15 protein-coding genes are annotated in these 15,499 nt (G+C 71.1%); 7 read left to right on the top strand and 8 right to left on the bottom strand.

Annotated features, from left to right (window positions below; translation table 11 throughout):
* Window positions 1-27 precede the first annotated feature (27 nt).
* The 4 genes from ACX9GQ_RS20775 to ACX9GQ_RS20790 form a co-directional block, all read right to left on the bottom strand.
* Complete coding sequence (locus ACX9GQ_RS20775; RefSeq protein WP_459631599.1) at window positions 28-1,065, bottom strand: ABC transporter substrate-binding protein; 1,038 nt, start codon at window positions 1,063-1,065, stop codon at window positions 28-30.
* A gap of 65 nt (window positions 1,066-1,130) precedes the next feature.
* Entirely contained in the window at window positions 1,131-1,919 is a 789-nt protein-coding gene (locus ACX9GQ_RS20780; RefSeq protein WP_459631507.1) for an inositol monophosphatase family protein, read from the bottom strand.
* 66 nt (window positions 1,920-1,985) lie between these two features.
* Window positions 1,986-2,573: a glutathione peroxidase gene (locus ACX9GQ_RS20785; RefSeq protein ID WP_459631508.1), complete on the bottom strand. Its 588-nt coding sequence runs from the start codon at window positions 2,571-2,573 to the stop codon at window positions 1,986-1,988.
* Window positions 2,574-2,699: 126 nt separating this feature from the next.
* Window positions 2,700-3,356 (bottom strand): glutathione S-transferase family protein, encoded by a 657-nt coding sequence (locus ACX9GQ_RS20790; protein ID WP_459631509.1) that lies wholly within the window; start codon window positions 3,354-3,356, stop codon window positions 2,700-2,702.
* 143 nt (window positions 3,357-3,499) lie between these two features.
* Between ACX9GQ_RS20790 and ACX9GQ_RS20795 the strand changes: the two genes are divergently transcribed.
* The 6 genes from ACX9GQ_RS20795 (at window position 3,500) to ACX9GQ_RS20820 (ending at window position 8,952) form a co-directional block, all read left to right on the top strand.
* Window positions 3,500-4,714 carry a polyhydroxyalkanoate depolymerase gene (locus ACX9GQ_RS20795; RefSeq protein WP_459631600.1) on the top strand — a complete coding sequence of 405 codons (1,215 nt, stop codon included), beginning with the start codon at window positions 3,500-3,502 and terminating at the stop codon, window positions 4,712-4,714.
* A 196-nt stretch (window positions 4,715-4,910) separates the two neighbouring features.
* On the top strand, window positions 4,911-5,909 hold the full coding sequence (locus ACX9GQ_RS20800; protein ID WP_459631510.1) for a metal ABC transporter solute-binding protein, Zn/Mn family: 999 nt from the start codon (window positions 4,911-4,913) through the stop codon (window positions 5,907-5,909).
* Window positions 5,910-5,919: 10 nt separating this feature from the next.
* Entirely contained in the window at window positions 5,920-6,663 is a 744-nt protein-coding gene (locus ACX9GQ_RS20805; RefSeq protein ID WP_459631511.1) for a metal ABC transporter ATP-binding protein, read from the top strand.
* Complete coding sequence (locus ACX9GQ_RS20810; protein ID WP_459631512.1) at window positions 6,660-7,610, top strand: metal ABC transporter permease; 951 nt, start codon at window positions 6,660-6,662, stop codon at window positions 7,608-7,610. The genes ACX9GQ_RS20805 and ACX9GQ_RS20810 overlap by 4 nt, the downstream gene beginning before the upstream one ends.
* Window positions 7,607-8,521: a metal ABC transporter permease gene (locus tag ACX9GQ_RS20815; protein ID WP_459631513.1), complete on the top strand. Its 915-nt coding sequence runs from the start codon at window positions 7,607-7,609 to the stop codon at window positions 8,519-8,521. The genes ACX9GQ_RS20810 and ACX9GQ_RS20815 overlap by 4 nt, the downstream gene beginning before the upstream one ends.
* Window positions 8,518-8,952 carry a Fur family transcriptional regulator gene (locus tag ACX9GQ_RS20820; RefSeq protein ID WP_459631514.1) on the top strand — a complete coding sequence of 145 codons (435 nt, stop codon included), beginning with the start codon at window positions 8,518-8,520 and terminating at the stop codon, window positions 8,950-8,952. Before ACX9GQ_RS20815 ends, ACX9GQ_RS20820 begins: the two co-directional genes overlap by 4 nt.
* On the opposite strand, the gene ACX9GQ_RS20825 is transcribed toward ACX9GQ_RS20820, so the two are convergent.
* The 3 genes from ACX9GQ_RS20825 to clpB all read right to left on the bottom strand — a co-directional run bounded on the left by ACX9GQ_RS20825 (window position 8,919) and on the right by clpB (window position 13,497).
* Complete coding sequence (locus ACX9GQ_RS20825) at window positions 8,919-9,668, bottom strand: phosphatase PAP2 family protein (protein ID WP_459631515.1); 750 nt, start codon at window positions 9,666-9,668, stop codon at window positions 8,919-8,921. The genes ACX9GQ_RS20820 and ACX9GQ_RS20825 overlap by 34 nt on opposite strands.
* Window positions 9,665-10,648, bottom strand: coding sequence for a heparan-alpha-glucosaminide N-acetyltransferase (locus tag ACX9GQ_RS20830; RefSeq protein WP_459631516.1), 984 nt, complete (start codon window positions 10,646-10,648; stop codon window positions 9,665-9,667). The genes ACX9GQ_RS20825 and ACX9GQ_RS20830 overlap by 4 nt, the downstream gene beginning before the upstream one ends.
* Before the next feature lie 233 nt (window positions 10,649-10,881).
* Window positions 10,882-13,497, bottom strand: a complete 2,616-nt coding sequence (gene clpB / locus ACX9GQ_RS20835; protein WP_459631517.1) for an ATP-dependent chaperone ClpB — start codon at window positions 13,495-13,497, stop codon at window positions 10,882-10,884.
* 132 nt (window positions 13,498-13,629) lie between these two features.
* On the opposite strand from clpB, the gene ACX9GQ_RS20840 reads away from it, so the two are divergent.
* The gene (locus ACX9GQ_RS20840; RefSeq protein ID WP_459631518.1) at window positions 13,630-14,406 is read left to right on the top strand and encodes an MOSC domain-containing protein; all 777 of its coding nucleotides are present in this window, start codon (window positions 13,630-13,632) and stop codon (window positions 14,404-14,406) included.
* A 76-nt stretch (window positions 14,407-14,482) separates the two neighbouring features.
* Here ACX9GQ_RS20840 and ACX9GQ_RS20845 read toward each other — a convergent pair whose 3' ends face one another.
* Window positions 14,483-15,445 (bottom strand): DUF4167 domain-containing protein, encoded by a 963-nt coding sequence (locus ACX9GQ_RS20845; protein ID WP_459631519.1) that lies wholly within the window; start codon window positions 15,443-15,445, stop codon window positions 14,483-14,485.
* Between the last annotated feature and the right edge of the window lie 54 nt (window positions 15,446-15,499).

Below are 15,499 nucleotides of genomic sequence, written 5' to 3' on the forward strand. Positions count from 1 at the left end.
CCCCCCGGATCGGTCAGCCCAGCCGGATCACTTCGGCTGCGCCTTGACCTCCTGGTCCCACTTGGCCAGAAGGCGCCGGCGCTCCGCCGACGAGCCGTACTTGGCGAAGTCGTAGTTGATCAGCTTGATGTCGGCGAGCTTGGGCGCCTGCGGCGGGATCGGCGTCGCCTTGTTCGACGGCACCTGGTACGAGCGCGCATTGGCAGCGAGCGCCTGCGCCTCGGGCGTCAGCGCCCAGTCGTACCACTTCTTGGCGTTGTCGAGGTTCTTCGAGCCCTTGATGATCGACATCGAGCCGATCTCGTAGCCCGTGCCCTCGCAGGGGGCGACCGCCTTCATGGGCGCGCCCTCGACGATCATCGTCACGTGGTCATGCAGGAAGGCGATGCCGACGGTCGTCTCGCCGAGGCTCGTGGCCTTGGCCGGAGCGGCACCCGACTTCGTGTACTGATTCACGTTGGCGTGCAGCTTCTTCATGTAGTCGAAGGCCTTGTCCTCGCCCATGATCTGCACGAGCGTGGCGAGCATCGTGTAGGCCGTGCCCGAGGAGTTCGGGTCGGCGACCTGCACCTCGTCCTTGAGCTTCGGGTTGAGCAGGTCCGCCCAGCACTTCAGGTCCGGGATGCCCTTCGCGGCGAGCTGCTTGGTGTTGTAGGCGAAGCCCAGCGCGCCGGAGTAGATCCCGACGGTCCGGCCCTTCGACTGCTCCCACTGGCGCACGGCCCAGTCGTTCAGCTCGGCGAGCTTCGGCGACTTGTACTCCTCCGTCAGGCCCTCCTCGGCGGCCTGCATGTGGGGATCGCCCGTGCCGCCCCACCAGATGTCGCCGCGCGGGTTAGCCGCCTCGGCCTTCACCTGCGCATAGATCTCGCCCGAGCTCTTGCGGGTCATCGCGACCTTGACGCCGGTCGCCTTCTCGAAGGCGTCGACCATCGGCCGGCACCACTCCTCCTGCACCCCGCAGTAGACGGTGAGCTGGCCCTGCGCCTGGGCGGCGCCGGCCCCGGCGAAGATCGCGACCGCGGCTGCGGACGACAGGGCGAGCGCCTTGAGGCGAACTGTCATGGTCATGTCATGCTCCTCCCGAAGTTCATTGTTATTCCGTAGGTTGCTCGATTACACGGCGTCGGTCAACGGATGCCGGTCAGCTCCGACAGCGTGTCGAACAGGGCCGGTGTCGATCCGAGGATGGGATTGCCTTCCCTGAGCCCGTTGCCCGCGAGGAAGGCGCTGCAGCGTCCTCCGGCCTCCTCGACCAGGAGCACGCCGGCGAGCACGTCCCACGCATTGATGTGCAACTCGCAGTACCCATCGATCCGGCCGGCGGCGACATAGGCCATGCCGAGCGCACCGGAGCCCATCCGGTACAGGCCGGCGCCGCGGTCCGTGATGCGGCGGATCATCGCGTGGTAGGTCTCCATCGGCACGCGCAGGCTCCAGCCGCACTCCACCGAGGCGTTCGTCATGCTCGCGAGGCCCGACACAGCCATCGGCCGGCCGTTGAGTGTCGCGCCTCCCCCGAGTCGCGCGGCGAACATCTCGTCGAGCATCGGATCGTAGATGACGCCCACCACAGGTCGGCCGCCCGCGACAAGCGCGACGGAGATGCAGAAGTGCGAGATGCCGCGGGCGAAGTTGGCGGTACCGTCGATGGGGTCGACGATCCAGAGCCGCTCGCCCGGACGACTGGCGCCCTCCTCGCCGATCAGTCCGTCGCCGGGGAAGCGCTCGGCAAGCCGCGCGGCCACCATCCGCTCGACCTCGCCGTCCGTCTCCGTCAGGTAGTCCTGCTGGCCCTTGAGGCTGAAGGTCCCCGGCGTCCGCGCCAGGAACCGCCGGCGCATCAGGTCGCCCGCCTCACGCCCGATGGCCTCCGCTGCCGCGAGTTCCTCACGCCAGTCGCCGCCCGTGTCCCCCATTGCGCCGATCCCCCGATCCACACCGCCACGTATGGACCGGTTTCCTAGCGAAGGGAAGCGGTGGGGTCAGGCGCGCTTGGCGAGTTCCTTCTCCACCGCGACCGTGATGCGGGCGTCGAGCGGGTCGACAGGGGTCGCGAACACTTCAGCGATGCGGCCGTCGATCCCGATCAGGTACTTGTGGAAGTTCCACCGCGGCACCTCCCGCGGCCGCTCGGCGGCGGTCCAGCGGTAGAACGGATGGGCGTCGGCGCCGACGACCTTCGTCTTGGCAGCCATGGGGAAGGCGACGCCGTGCGAGCGGGCGATCTGGATCGTCTCGGCCGGCGGGCCGGGCTCCTGGCCGCCGAAGTCGTTCGACGGCACGCCGATCATCGCGAGCCCGCGCGGCGACAGGCGGGCGTAGAGCGTCTGCAGGCTGCCGAACTGCGAGGCGTAGCCGCAGAAGGACGCCGTGTTGACGACCAACACGGGCCGCCCCTCGAACTGGGACAGGCGGATCTCGCCGCCGTCGAGACCAGCGAAGCTGAACGGCCACGCCGTCCGCCCGCTGACCTGCGCGACGGCGGCCGGCACGGGGGCCAGAGCCGTGGCGGCGAGGCCGGCGACCAGGTGGCGGCGGTTGATCGGCAGCGGGGAAGCGGCTCTCGACATGGCGATGATCCTGCGGCGCGGTCTCCCGTCTACGAGAGGGGAGACCATCGGTTCACCGCAGAGTTGTCGCAGCCGCGACGCCGGGCAAGCGGCCGGAGGGTCAAACCTGCGCGAGCCCGGGCCCGTTCAGAACTCGACGTCAAGTTCCTCGAGCTCTTCCGGCTCGGCCTTGGCCGCCGCGATCCACTCCTGCATCAGCGGCCAGGCCATCACGTGCTTCACGTAGCCGGCGCAGCGGGTGTCGAGCGCGACGGAATAGGTGGTGAAGCGGGTGCAGACCGGGGCGAACATCGCGTCGGCCAGCGTCGGCTTCGCGCCGAAGAGCCATGGACCCCCATGGGTGGACAGGCATTCGCGCCAGATGGCGACGATGCGGTCGATGTCCGGCTGGCAGCCGGCCCAGACCTTGAAGTCCGGGAACCGGGCCTTGACGTTCATCGGCAGCGCCGAGCGCAGGTTGGCGAAGCCGCCGTTCATCTCGCCCGACACGGAGCGGCAGTGCGCCCGTGCGATCCGATCCTCCGGCAGGAGCCCGGCCTTCGGCTTCACCTCCGCCAGGTAGGCGCCGATCGAGAGCGTGTCCCAGACCTTCGCGCCGTCGTGCGTCAGGCAGGGCACCAGGAAGGACGGCGACAGCAGCAGCAGCTCCGCCCGCGTGTCCGGGTCGTCGATCGACACGCGCACCTCCTCGAACTCAAGGCCGGCCATGCGGCACAGCAGCCAGCCGCGCAGCGACCACGAGGAATAGTTCTTGCTTGAGATGGTGAGCGTCGCCTTCGCCATGGTCAGGATCCCCCCGTGGTCGTGTCCTCGTGGTGGTCGGGGCGATGCGGCAGCCCGCCGTCCCGTGCTCCCGTCCGCGAACGGTTGCACAGGAAAGCGGCACTGCCCCGCAGCGACCCATGCCGACGGACGGACCGCACGCGATGCTCTATCTGGCCTACGAGACCCATGGCCACCTGATGTCTCCGGCGCGCGAGGCCGCCCGCTGGGCGCTCGGCACGTTCGGATCCGCCTTCTCCGCTTCCGACACCGCGGTCGGGAGCAATCTTCGTGCCGCTTGGGAACTGATCGAGCGGGCCACGCTGACCCACCGGTCGCCGCCGTTCGGGATCGATGCCGTGCGCGTCGGCAACCGAGAGGTCCCGGTCACCGAGCACGCGGTCGCGACGACCCCGTTCGGGACGCTCCGGCACTTCCGCAAGGACACCGACATCGCACAGCCGCGGGTGCTCGTGGTGGCGCCGCTGTCGGGGCACTTCGCGACGCTGCTGAGGCACACCGTCCGCACGCTGCTGGCCGACCACGACGTGTTCATCACCGACTGGCACAACGCCCGCGACGTGCCGCTCTCCGCCGGGCGCTTCGGCTTCGACGACTACGTCACCCATCTCATCAGCTTCCTGGAGGTGATCGGCCCCGGCGCGCACGTCCTCGCAGTGTGCCAGCCCTGCGTGCAGGTGCTGGCAGCGACCGCCCTGATGGCGCAGGGCGGCCACCCGGACACGCCGCGCAGCATGACGCTGATGGCCGGGCCCATCGACACGCGCGTCAACCCGACCAAGGTGAACGAACTCGCGTCCGGCAAGCCGATCGCGTGGTTCGAGCGCCATCTCCTGGCGACCGTTCCCTTTCCCCACCGTGGCGCTGGCCGCCGGGTCTATCCCGGCTTCGTGCAGCTGACCGCCTTCATGGCGATGAACCTCCAGCGCCACGTGAAGGCCCATCTCGACCTCCACGGCCATCTCGCCCGAGGGGAGACGGAGCAGGCACAGGCCATCAAGGCCTTCTACGACGAGTACTTCGCCGTGCTCGACCTGCCGGCGGAGTTCTACATCGAGACCGTCGACCGCGTGTTCCAGAAGGCGGAGCTCGCGCGCGGGGAGCTCGTCGTCGAGGGGACGAAGGTCGACCCCTCGGCCATCCGCAGGACCTCCCTCCTCACGGTCGAGGGCGAGCGCGACGACATCTGCTCGCTGGGCCAGACCGTCGCCGCCCACGACCTCTGCTCGAAGCTGAAGCCCTACCGCAAGCGCCACCACATGCAGACCGGCGCGGGACACTACGGCGTCTTCAGCGGCCGTCGCTGGGAGGGGCAGATCTACCCCCTCGTCCGCAACACCATCCTGGCGAGCGAATAGCGGCAGAACCGGAGTGGCGCGCTTGGGCGAACGGCCCGACCGGGCGGGTCGGTCAGGTGCCGGGGCGACGCACCCCGGCACGGCGGCTTTGTCGCGGTCCCGTGAAGGCCGGACGGTTGACTCCACGCCGCGTCAACCCACATTGTTACTGCAACTCATTTGCAAGTAAGCGCACCTGGTCGCCGAGGAGTCCCCCGTGCCGTCCGACATTCGCGCCGCCTGCTTCGCCACGCTCGACCGTCGCCGGCTCCTCGGCCTCGGCTTCAGCGCCTTCATCGCCACGGCCACGGGTCCGCGGGCCATGGCCCAGGACAAGCCCCTGTCGATCGTCGGCACGACTGCGATGATCGCCGACGCGGTCCGCAACGTCGGCCGCGAGCGCGTCGCCGTGACCGCCCTCTTCGGCGAGGGCGTGGACCCGCACGTCTACAAGCCCACCCGCGCCGATACTGCGCGCATGCTGTCGGCGGACATGGTGGTCGCCAACGGCCTGCACCTCGAGGCGCAGTTCCGCGAGGCCTTCGAGCTCATCGGCCGCACCCGGCCCGTGGTGCTGGCAGGCGAAGTGATCCCCGTCGACCGCCGCATCGCAGACGCCGACTACAAGGACCGGTACAATCCCCACGTCTGGATGGACCCGGACCTGTGGTCCCTCGTCGTGGGCGCCATCCGCGATGCCCTCGCGGCGCGCCTTCCGGCCGGCAGCGGAACCTTCGACGCCGGGGCGGCCGCCTATCGCGCCGAGCTCGGAACCCTGTCCCGATACGCAAGGCAGGTGCTGGGCACGGTGCCGCAGGACCGGCGGGTGCTGGTGACGGCCCACGACGCCTTCACCTACTTCGCGCGCGCCTACGGGTTCGAGGTCGTCGGCATCCAGGGCGTGTCGACCGAGAGCGAGGCCGGCTTGCGCCGGATCGAGGAGGTCGTGGACCTCGTCGCCAGCCGCCGCATCCCGACCGTCTTCGTCGAGGCCTCCGTCTCCGACCGCAACGTCCGCGCGGTGGTCGAGGGCGCGAAGAGGCGCGGCCATGAACTCGCGATCGGCGCCCAGCTGTTCTCGGACTCGATGGGCGCGCCGGGGACCTACGAGGGCACCTACATCGGCATGATCGACCACAACGTCACCACGATCGCGCGCGCGCTGGGCGGCGAGGCGCCGCAGGCCGGCCTCTCCGGCAAGCTCGCCCGCGGCTGAGGAACAGGTCATGCCGCAGGTGCAGCCGGGGTCGGACCCGGCACCGATCTCCGTCACCGATCTCGCAGTCGCGTATTCGGGGCAGTTCGCCGTCCACGACATCACATGGACTTCGCCCGGCCGGGGCCTGCTCGCCATCGTCGGGCCGAACGGCGCCGGAAAGTCGACCTTCCTGAAGGCCGTCCTCGGGCTGATCCCGGTGCAGGCGGGCACCGTGCGCATCTTCGGCCGGCCAGTCGACGCGGCGCGGGACCGGCTTGCCTACGTCCCCCAGCGTGCCGCCGTCGACTGGGATTTCCCCGCCACGGTGCTCGACGTGGTGCTGCAGGGCATGGTGCGCAGCCTCGGGCTCTTCGCCGGCTACGGCCGCCGCCATCGCGAGGCGGCGATGGACCGGCTGGCGCAGGTCGGAATGCAGGACTACGCGGCGCGCCAGATCGGCGAGCTGTCGGGGGGCCAGCAGCAACGCGTCTTCCTCGCCCGCGGCCTCGCCCGGCAGGCGGACGTCCTCCTGCTCGACGAGCCGCTGGCCGGCGTCGACGCCGTGTCGGAGGGCGTCATCTTCCGCGTGTTCGAGACGATCAGGGCCGAGGGCCGCCTCGTGGCCTGCGTCCACCACGACCTCGGCACCGTGAAGGACCGCTTCGACCACGTGCTCGTGCTCAACCGGACCGTCATCGCCTCGGGCCCGGTGGCCGACACCTTCACGCCCGCCGTCCTCGGCCGGGCCTACGGCGTGCCGGTGGCGGCGTGAGCGCCGCGTCCGACATCGTCGGCATCCTGCTGCTGCGCGGCGGCTGGAACACCGTCGTGGTCATGCTGGGGGCCGCCGCGCTCGGCCTCGCCTGCGGCGCCGTCGGCGTCTTCACGATGCTCCGCCGCAAGGCCCTGGTAGCGGACGCAGTAGCCCACGCCGCGCTCCCCGGCCTCGTCGCCGCCTTCCTCTTCGCGGCGGCGATCGGCCTGCCGCCGCGCTCCCCGCCTTTGCTGCTCGGCGGCGCCGCGCTGAGCGCCGTCCTGGCCGCGGGCCTCATCCAGTGGCTTTCCGGCCAACGCCGCATCACGGAGGACACGGCGACGGCGGCGGTCCTCGCCGCGACCTTCGGCCTCGGCATCGCGCTCCTCTCGGTGGCCCAGACGCTGCGGACGGGCGGCCAGGCCGGCCTCGATTCCTTCCTGCTCGGCTCGACCGCCGGGATGCTCGCCTCGGAGGCGATCCTCATCGGCGCCCTCGCGCTGCTGGTGATCGTCATCCTGCGCCTGGCGCTCGACTGGCTGGCGATCGTCGCCTTCGACCCGGTGTTCGCCCGCGCCAGCGGCGTTCCGGTCGTCGCGCTCGACCGGCTGGTCACGGTGCTGAGCCTCGCCTGCGTCGTCATCGGCCTGCGCGTCGTCGGCCTGGTGCTGGTCGTCGCCATGCTGATCATCCCGCCCGCTGCCGCGCGCTTCTGGAGCAACCGGCTGGGCGTCGTCGTCACCCTCTCCGGGCTCTTCGGCGCCGCGGCCGCCTACGGAGGTGCCGCCGTCTCGGCGGTGGTGCCGAACACCCCAACGGGCGCCACCATCGTCGTCGTCGCCGCGGCGCTCTTCGCCCTGAGCATGCTCTTCGGCCCCGCCCGCGGGCTGCTGCGCCTCGTCGGCCGCCGGCCGGAGCGCACCGCCGCGCAGGCGGTCATGGCCGGACGCGAGGCCGTGCCGTGACAGCCTTCCTGCAGATCGACTTCCCCGCCCTGCTCGGCGCGTCGCTTGCCGCCCTGGCCTGCGGCCTCGTGGGCAACCTCCTCGTGCTCACCCGCAGGGCCATGTTCAGCGACGCGCTGAGCCACGTCATGCTGCCCGGCGTGCTCGGCGCCTTCCTGCTCACGGGCTCGACCGCGGCGCCCGCGGTCCTCGCAGGCGGCATCGCGGCGGCGCTGGTGGCGGCCCTGCTCGTCCACGTCCTCGTCCGCTATGGCCGGGTCGATCCGTCCGCCGCGCTCGGCATCGTCTTCACCACGCTCTTCGCCATCGGCATCGTGCTGATGGAGTGGTCCGGCGCAGCGAGGACCAGCTTCGACGTGCACCACATCCTGTTCGGCAACCTGGAGACGCTGGTCTGGCCGACGGCCGAGGGTCTGTCTTCGCTGGTCGATCCCGGACGCCTCGCCGACCTGCCGCGCGGCCTCGGCCACATGGCCCTCGCCCTGCTCGCCGTCGCCGTGCTGCTGGCGGCTCTTCGCACGCGCCTCGCCCTCGTCGCCTTCGACCCCGTCTTCGCGGCGGCGTCCGGCCTGCCGGTGCGGTGGCTCGACCTCGCCCTGCTGGTCGCGACCGCGCTCGCCACCGTCGCCGCCTTCGAGGCCGTCGGCGCCATCCTCGCGCTCGCCATGATCGTCTGCCCCGCTGCCACGGCGCGGCTGCTGACGCGCCGGCTCGAGACGCAGGTCGCGGTCTCGCTCGCCGTCGCGCTCGGCAGCGTCTGGCTGGGATACGCCGTCGCCGTGCTGGCGCCGCCGCTCGCGGGCTTTCCCATCGCGCTCAACGCCGCCGGCACCATCGGCGCCGCGGCGGGCCTGTTGTTCATCGGCGCGGCCTTGTGGAAGGCGCGGCCGCCGGAGCGGAGGACGGCATGACGTCGAGGCCTGCACCCAACCGCATCGAGGCCGCCTGCCGCGAGAAGGGCCTGCGCCTCACCGGCCAGCGCCGCCTGATCGCGCAGGTCCTGTCGGAGGCCCGCGACCACCCGGACGTTCCGGAACTGCACCGCCGCGCACAGGAGCGCGACGCACGCATCTCGCTGCCGACCGTCTACCGCACGGTGAAGCTGCTGGAGGGGGCGGGCATCCTCGAACGGCATGCCTTCCGCGACGGTCGCGCCCGCTACGAGAGCGCCGGTCGCACGCACCACGACCACCTCATCGACCTCCGGACGGGCAAGGTCATCGAGTTCCGCAACGCCGAGATCGAGCAGCTGCAGGCCGAGATCGCGAGGCGGCTGGGCTTCCGCCTCGTCGGCCACCGGCTTGAGCTCTACGCCGAGCCGCTCGACGAGCCCGAGGCCTGAGCCGCCGGCCCGTCGCCTTCGATCTCTGCACCGTCTTCCACGCTTCCGCGCCGCTGCAGGAAGACCGCGGCGAGCCAGCACGCCATCGCCCACGTGGCGCCGATCGACCAGCCGGCGAGCACGTCGGTCGGCCAGTGCACGCCAAGATAGACCCGGCTCGCGCCGATCGCGAGCGTCAGCAGCACGGCCACGGCGACGACGTAGACCTTGATCCGGCGCCGCGGGCTGACGCGGGCGACCAGCACTCCCAGCGTCAGGTAGGTCACGGCCGACAGCATGGCGTGCCCCGACGGGAAGCTCAGCGAACGCACGTCCACGAGGTGCGCCACGAGGTCGGGCCGCGGGCGGTCGAAGCCGAGCTTGAGCAGGCTCGACAGCAGCGCCCCGCCGCCGATCGACACCACCACCAGCCACGCCGCCCCGCGCTTGCCGGCGAGCGCGAGGTAGGCCACCACGACCAGCGTCATGATCGTCAGCACCGTCGTGCCGCCGAGAGCGGTGAGGTCGCGCATCATCGATTCCAGCCACCACGGGCCGATGGGATCGGCGCTGTCGAGTGGCGAGCGCAACGCCCGCAGGATCGCCTCGTCGAAGGCGTGCGTCTCGCCCTCCCGCACCTCGCCCGCGATCCGCAGGAAGGCGAAGAGGCCGGCGGCGGCGACCAGCAGCGCAGAGACGGGGCCGATCTCCAGCCGGGCGACGAGGCCGCGGATCATTCGGCGTCCCCGTCGGCGCTGATCTGCTTGCGGCAGATGTCGGCATGGCCGCGCAGGACCGCCTCGTCGTCGGGCGTCACGGCGCCTTGCATCGAGCGCGTCAGGAGCGGGCTGCCTTCGAGCCGGTCCCCGACGCAGCCGCACATGCGCCGGCAGTAGCCGGCGTCGGTGCCGGTGGCCGTGCATGTCTTCGTGCAGGCGGCGGCGAAGGCCCCGGGCGGCGTCGAAAGGTCGGCCTTCGGTGCGCCCAGCGCCACGGCGAGCGACAGCAGGCCGAAGAACACGGGCTGGTGGACGAGGTAGACGAGCAGGCTGTGCCGCCCGCCGAAGGCCAGCACCCGGCCGACCGGACCCGGCTGCCAGGACGCCAGCCGGACATCCCATCCCGCCGCGAGGACGAGGCGCGCGGCGGCCACCCCGGCCAGAACGGCCGCGAACCAGGGGAACACCGGCACGAAGTCGTTGGTCAGCGGCGCCTTCGGCATCAGGCCCAGCCACCACAGGCCCGGGCTGTCGAAGGCCGGCGAGGTCAGCACGGCGGGCGCGCCGGCGACCAGCGCGGCGATCAGGACGATCCACCAGACGGGTGCCCGGAGCATGGGCAGTGCCAGCACGCTCGCCACCGCGATCGAATGCAGGATGCCGAAGAAGACGAAGCTCTGCGGTGTCGCGTACCACGTGCCCAGCGTCACCAGAAGCGCGCCCGCCGACACCATGCCGAGCCGCCGCAGGTATGGCACGGGCCGCAGCCCGCCGCGCGTCGACAGCACGAGGCTGACGCCCACGAGAAAGAGGAAGCTGCCGGCGATGAGCTTGGCGAAGAGCCGCCACGCCGGGTCGACGCCGGCCTGAAGCGTGATGAAGCCGAAGAAGCCGAGGTCCCACGTGAAGTGGTAGACGAACATCGCCACCAGCGCGACGCCGCGGGCGACGTCGACGGCGGGGATGCGGACGGCGGAAGTGCGGACGGGCTGCTCCATGCCCCGGTTCTAGGGCATCACCGGCCGGAGGGGATAGCGCCAATCGCTCCGACGCCGCGTACACCGGCGAAGGCCGCGTCTCCCTTCTCCCCTCGTCGGGGGGAGAAGGTCCCGGAGCGAAGCGCAGGGGGATGAGGGGAGCGGGCGGGGCGGGCAAGAACCCCTCATCCGGCGCTGCGCGCCACCTTCTCCCCGCAGCGGGGAGAAGGGAGCAGCGCGGGCGACCCGCCTTTTCAGTTCAGCATCGCGCCCTTGGGCGGGGCCTCGGGGGCCACGACCACGTCACCGATGCGCAAGCCCTCCGGGCCGGCCGAGATCGACACCTCGTCGCCGTCGTGGATCTTGCCCGACAGGATCAGCTCGGCGAGCGGATCCTGCACGTTCTTCTGGATCACGCGCTTCAGAGGCCGGGCGCCGTAGGCGGGATCGTACCCCTTGTCGGCGAGCCAGGTGCGCGCCGACGCGTCGAGCGCCAGCACGAGCTTGCGCTCGTCGAGGAGCTTCTGCAGCCGGGTGAGCTGGATGTCGACGATGGCGCCCATCTGCTCCCGCCGCAGCCGGTGGAACAGCAGGATCTCGTCGACGCGGTTGAGGAACTCCGGCCGGAAGTGCGAGCGCACCACCGCCATCACCTCGTCGCGCACCGCGTCGGAGTCCTCGCCCTCGCGCTGGTTCACCAGGAACTCCGCGCCGAGGTTGGAGGTCATGATGATCAGCGTGTTGCGGAAGTCGACCGTGCGACCCTGCCCGTCGGTGAGCCGCCCGTCGTCGAGCACCTGGAGCAGGACGTTGAACACGTCCGGATGCGCCTTCTCGATCTCGTCGAACAGCACCACCTGATAGGGCCGCCGCCGCACCGCCTCGGTGAGGGCACCGCCCTCCTCGTAGCCGACATAGCCGGGAGGCGCGCCGATCAGCCGGGAGACGGAGTGCTTCTCCATGTATTCCGACATGTCGAGGCGCACCATCGCGGTCTCGTCGTCGAACAGGAACGACGCCAGAGCCTTGGTGAGCTCCGTCTTGCCGACGCCGGTCGGCCCGAGGAACATGAACGAGCCGATGGGCCGGTTCGGGTCCTGCAGGCCGGCGCGGGCACGCCGCACCGCCGTCGAGACGGCGGCGACAGCCTCCGCCTGGCCGACGACGCGGCGGGCGATCTGCTCCTCCATCTTCAGGAGCTTCTCCTTCTCGCCCTCGAGCATCTTGTCGACCGGCACGCCGGTCCACCGCGAGACGACCTGCGCCACGTCGTTGGCCGTCACGGCCTCCGCCACGAGCGCCGTCTGCTCGCTGCCCTCGACGTCCTTGAGCTTCTTCTCGAGGTCGGGGATCACGCCGTAGGCGAGCTCGCCGGCCTTCTGGTACTCGCCCTTGCGCTGGGCGTTGGCGAGGTCGGTGCGGGCCTGCTCCAGCTGCTCCTTGAGCTTCTGGGCGCTGCCGAGCTTCTCCTTCTCCGCCTTCCAGCGCGCGGTGAGCGTCGCCGACTTCTCCTCGAGACCGGCAAGCTCCGTCTCCAGGCGGCCGAGCCGGTCCCTGGAGGCGGTGTCGCTCTCCTTCTTCAGCGCCTCCTGCTCGATGCGCAGCTGGACGATGCGCCGGTCGAGCTCGTCGAGCTCCTCGGGCTTGCTGTCCACCTGCATGCGCAGCCGCGAGGCGGCCTCGTCGACGAGGTCGATGGCCTTGTCCGGCAGGAAGCGGTCGGTGATGTAGCGGTTGGACAGCGTCGCCGCCGCGACGATGGCGCCGTCGGTGATGCGCACGCCGTGGTGGAGCTCGTACTTCTCCTTCAGGCCGCGCAGGATCGACACCGTGTCCTCCACGGTGGGCTCGCTCACGAAGACAGGCTGGAAGCGCCGCGCCAGCGCCGCATCCTTCTCGACGTGCTTGCGGTACTCGTCGAGCGTGGTGGCGCCAATGCAGTGCAGCTCGCCGCGGGCGAGCGCGGGCTTGAGCAGGTTGGAGGCGTCCATCGCCCCGTCCGCCTTGCCGGCGCCGACCAGCGTGTGCATCTCGTCGATGAACAGGATCACGCCGCCCTCGGCGGACTGGACCTCGTTCAGCACCGCCTTGAGCCGCTCCTCGAACTCGCCGCGATACTTCGCGCCGGCGATAAGCGCGCCCATGTCGAGGGCGAGCAACTGCTTGTCCTTGAGGCTCTCCGGCACGTCGCCGTTGACGATGCGCAGCGCCAGGCCCTCGGCGATGGCGGTCTTTCCGACGCCGGGCTCGCCGATGAGGACGGGGTTGTTCTTGGTCCGCCGGGACAGCACCTGGATGGCGCGGCGGATCTCCTCGTCGCGGCCGATGACCGGGTCGAGCTTGCCCTCGCGCGCCGCGGCAGTCAGGTCGCGGGCGTACTTCTTCAGCGCGTCGTAGGCGTTCTCGGCCGACGCGTTGTCCGCCGTGCGGCCCTTGCGCAGCTCGTTGATCGCCGTGTTCAGGTTCTGCGGCGTCACGCCGGCGCGGGCGAGGATCTTGCCCGCCTCGCTGTCCTTCTCGGTGGCGATGGCGAGGAGCAGGCGCTCCACCGTCACGTAGCTGTCGCCGGCCTTCTGGGCGATCTTCTGCGCCGTGTCGAACAGGCGCACGAGGTCGCGGGTCGGCTGCGGCTGGGCCGCGGCACCCGACACCTTTGGCTGCTTGGCGAGCGCCTGCTCGGTGAGCCGCAGCGCCTCGCGGGCGTCGCCGCCGGCGCGCTGGATCAACCCGGCGCACAATCCCTCATTGTCCTCGAGCAGCACCTTGAGCATGTGCTCGGGGGTCAGCTGCGGATGACCGTCGCGCATCGCCGCCGTCTGGGCGGACTGGACGAACCCCTTGGCGCGATCCGTGTACTTCTCGAAATCCATGCGAAACCTCCTTCGGCCGCGCGCTTCGCCGTCCTGTCAGGCCCGGTCCCGCGCTCCGTGCTCGACGGTCCCTTTGCAGGCGGCCGTCGAGGCATAGATAGGTGTTGCATTTCCACAACGGAAGGGGCCCGCGTGTCGAACGCCGCAGACGCCGCCACCATCACCGCGATCCACTTCTACCCGGTCAAGGGACTGTCCCCGCAGCCGCTCGAGGCCGTCACGCTCACGCCGGGCGACCCGCTCCCGCACGACCGACGCTACGCCATCGAGAACGGGCCGTCGCCCTTCGACCCCGCAACGCCGTCCCACCTGCCCAAGATCCACTTCCTCATGCTGATGCGCAACGGCCTGCTGGCCCGCCTGCGCACGCATTTCGACCCGTCGACGACCACCCTGACCGTCGAGGAGGGCGGACGGGAGGTCGCCCGCGGCGATCTCTCGACGCCGGAGGGCCGGGCCGCCGTCGAGGCTTATCTCGCGGGCTATTGCGCAGCCGACTTGCGGGGGCCGCCGCGGATCCTCGAGGCGCCGGGATTCAGCTTCTCGGACACGAAGCGCCGGGTGCTGTCGATCGTCAACCTCGCCAGCGTCCGGGCGCTCGAGCAGCGCATCGGCGCGCCGGTGGACCCAGTCCGCTTCCGCGGCAACCTCCACGTCGAGGGCCTGCCGCCCTGGGGCGAGTTCGATCTCCTCGATCGCGACCTCGTCTCACCCGGCGGGGTGCGGCTGCGGGTGGTCAAGCGCATCGACCGCTGCGCCGCCACCAATGTCGACCCCGCGTCCGGCATCCGCGACATGAACATCCCGCAGACGCTGATGCGCGCCTACGACCACGTCGACTGCGGCGTCTATGCCGAGGTGGTGGAAGGCGGCACGCTGAAGCCGGGAGAGGCGCTCCGGGCGATCTGATCCGTCCAGACCGGTCCTGAAACGACGAAGGCCGGGCGCATGCCCGGCCTTCCTGCATTCTGAATTCAGTCGCCGATCACTCGGCCGCCGGCTCGCCGCTCGGGACGGGAGCATCGTCGCCCTCCTCCTGCCGGACGCGCGGGGCGCGGCGGCGGCGCTGGCGGAGCGGGAAGCGGCCCGTCTCCTCCTCGCCGCCCGGGGCCGCCACCTCGACGGGCTCGGCCACGCGCTCGTCCTCGACAGGGACGGGGGTGCGGACGGGAGCGGTGATGAAGGCCGGAAGGGCGCTGCCGGCCTCCTCCTCCACCGCGGGAGCCCGCTCCGGGCGTTCCTGGCGCTCGGCCCGCTCGGGCCGGTCCTGCCGCTCGGGGCGGTCCTGCCGGTCACGGAAGTCCGGGCGGTCGGGGCGCGGCCCGCGCCGGCCGAACCGGTCGTCGCGGCGCTGCTGGCCGTCGCGCGGCTGGAAATCGCCGCGCGGTTCACGCGGTTCGCGCTGCTCGCGCGGCTGCCACTCGCGCGGTTCCCTGGGCTCGCGGGGCTGCGGACCCTCGCCGCGGGGCTGCCATTCCCGCGGCTCGCGCGGTTCGCGCGGCTGCCACTCGCGCTGTTCGCGCGGCTGGTTCTGGCGGTGCTGCTGCGGCTGGGGCTGGTAGTCGTCGCCGTCGACGCCGGGGAAGCGGACGTCCGGCTGCGGACCGCCGGCGAAGGGCACGGACTCGTCGCCGTCGTCGTCGCCCTCGTCGCCACCCACCTCGAAGGGCCGGTAGGACGGGTTCTGCTGGCGGAACTGCTCCTGCGCCGCCGCAATGAGGCGCAGGTAGTGCTCCGCGTGCTGGAGATAATTCTCCGCCATCACGGGGTCGCCGGAGGCCTGGGCATCACGTCCGAGCTGCAGGTACTTTTCCGCGATGTGCTGCGCCGTCCCGCGGATCTTCACGTCCGGACCGTTCGACTCGTAGCTCCGCGACAGCGGATTCGGGCCCTTCCCGCCCCGATTGCGCCCGCGCATCCGCTTGTTGTTCTGATGACTGGGTCTCATCGAACGTCCTTCATGAGGAGAGGGTCTTGGCTCCGGCCGGAACGGGAACGGGCC

The organism is Alsobacter sp. R-9, from assembly GCF_054612375.1.

Bases quoted from the DNA above. Each gene is read 5' to 3' on its own strand.
- ACX9GQ_RS20780 (WP_459631507.1), bottom strand. From the start codon at position 1,919: ATGGGGGACACGGGCGGCGACTGGCGTGAGGAACTCGCGGCAGCGGAG.
- ACX9GQ_RS20805 (WP_459631511.1), top strand. From the start codon at position 5,920: ATGCCGCAGGTGCAGCCGGGGTCGGACCCGGCACCGATCTCCGTCACC.
- ACX9GQ_RS20820 (WP_459631514.1), top strand. From the start codon at position 8,518: ATGACGTCGAGGCCTGCACCCAACCGCATCGAGGCCGCCTGCCGCGAG.
- ACX9GQ_RS20845 (WP_459631519.1), bottom strand. From the start codon at position 15,445: ATGAGACCCAGTCATCAGAACAACAAGCGGATGCGCGGGCGCAATCGG.
- ACX9GQ_RS20785 (WP_459631508.1), bottom strand. From the start codon at position 2,573: ATGTCGAGAGCCGCTTCCCCGCTGCCGATCAACCGCCGCCACCTGGTC.
- ACX9GQ_RS20790 (WP_459631509.1), bottom strand. From the start codon at position 3,356: ATGGCGAAGGCGACGCTCACCATCTCAAGCAAGAACTATTCCTCGTGG.
- ACX9GQ_RS20830 (WP_459631516.1), bottom strand. From the start codon at position 10,648: ATGGAGCAGCCCGTCCGCACTTCCGCCGTCCGCATCCCCGCCGTCGAC.
- ACX9GQ_RS20775 (WP_459631599.1), bottom strand. From the start codon at position 1,065: ATGACAGTTCGCCTCAAGGCGCTCGCCCTGTCGTCCGCAGCCGCGGTC.
- clpB (WP_459631517.1), bottom strand. From the start codon at position 13,497: ATGGATTTCGAGAAGTACACGGATCGCGCCAAGGGGTTCGTCCAGTCC.
- ACX9GQ_RS20825 (WP_459631515.1), bottom strand. From the start codon at position 9,668: ATGATCCGCGGCCTCGTCGCCCGGCTGGAGATCGGCCCCGTCTCTGCG.
- ACX9GQ_RS20795 (WP_459631600.1), top strand. From the start codon at position 3,500: ATGCTCTATCTGGCCTACGAGACCCATGGCCACCTGATGTCTCCGGCG.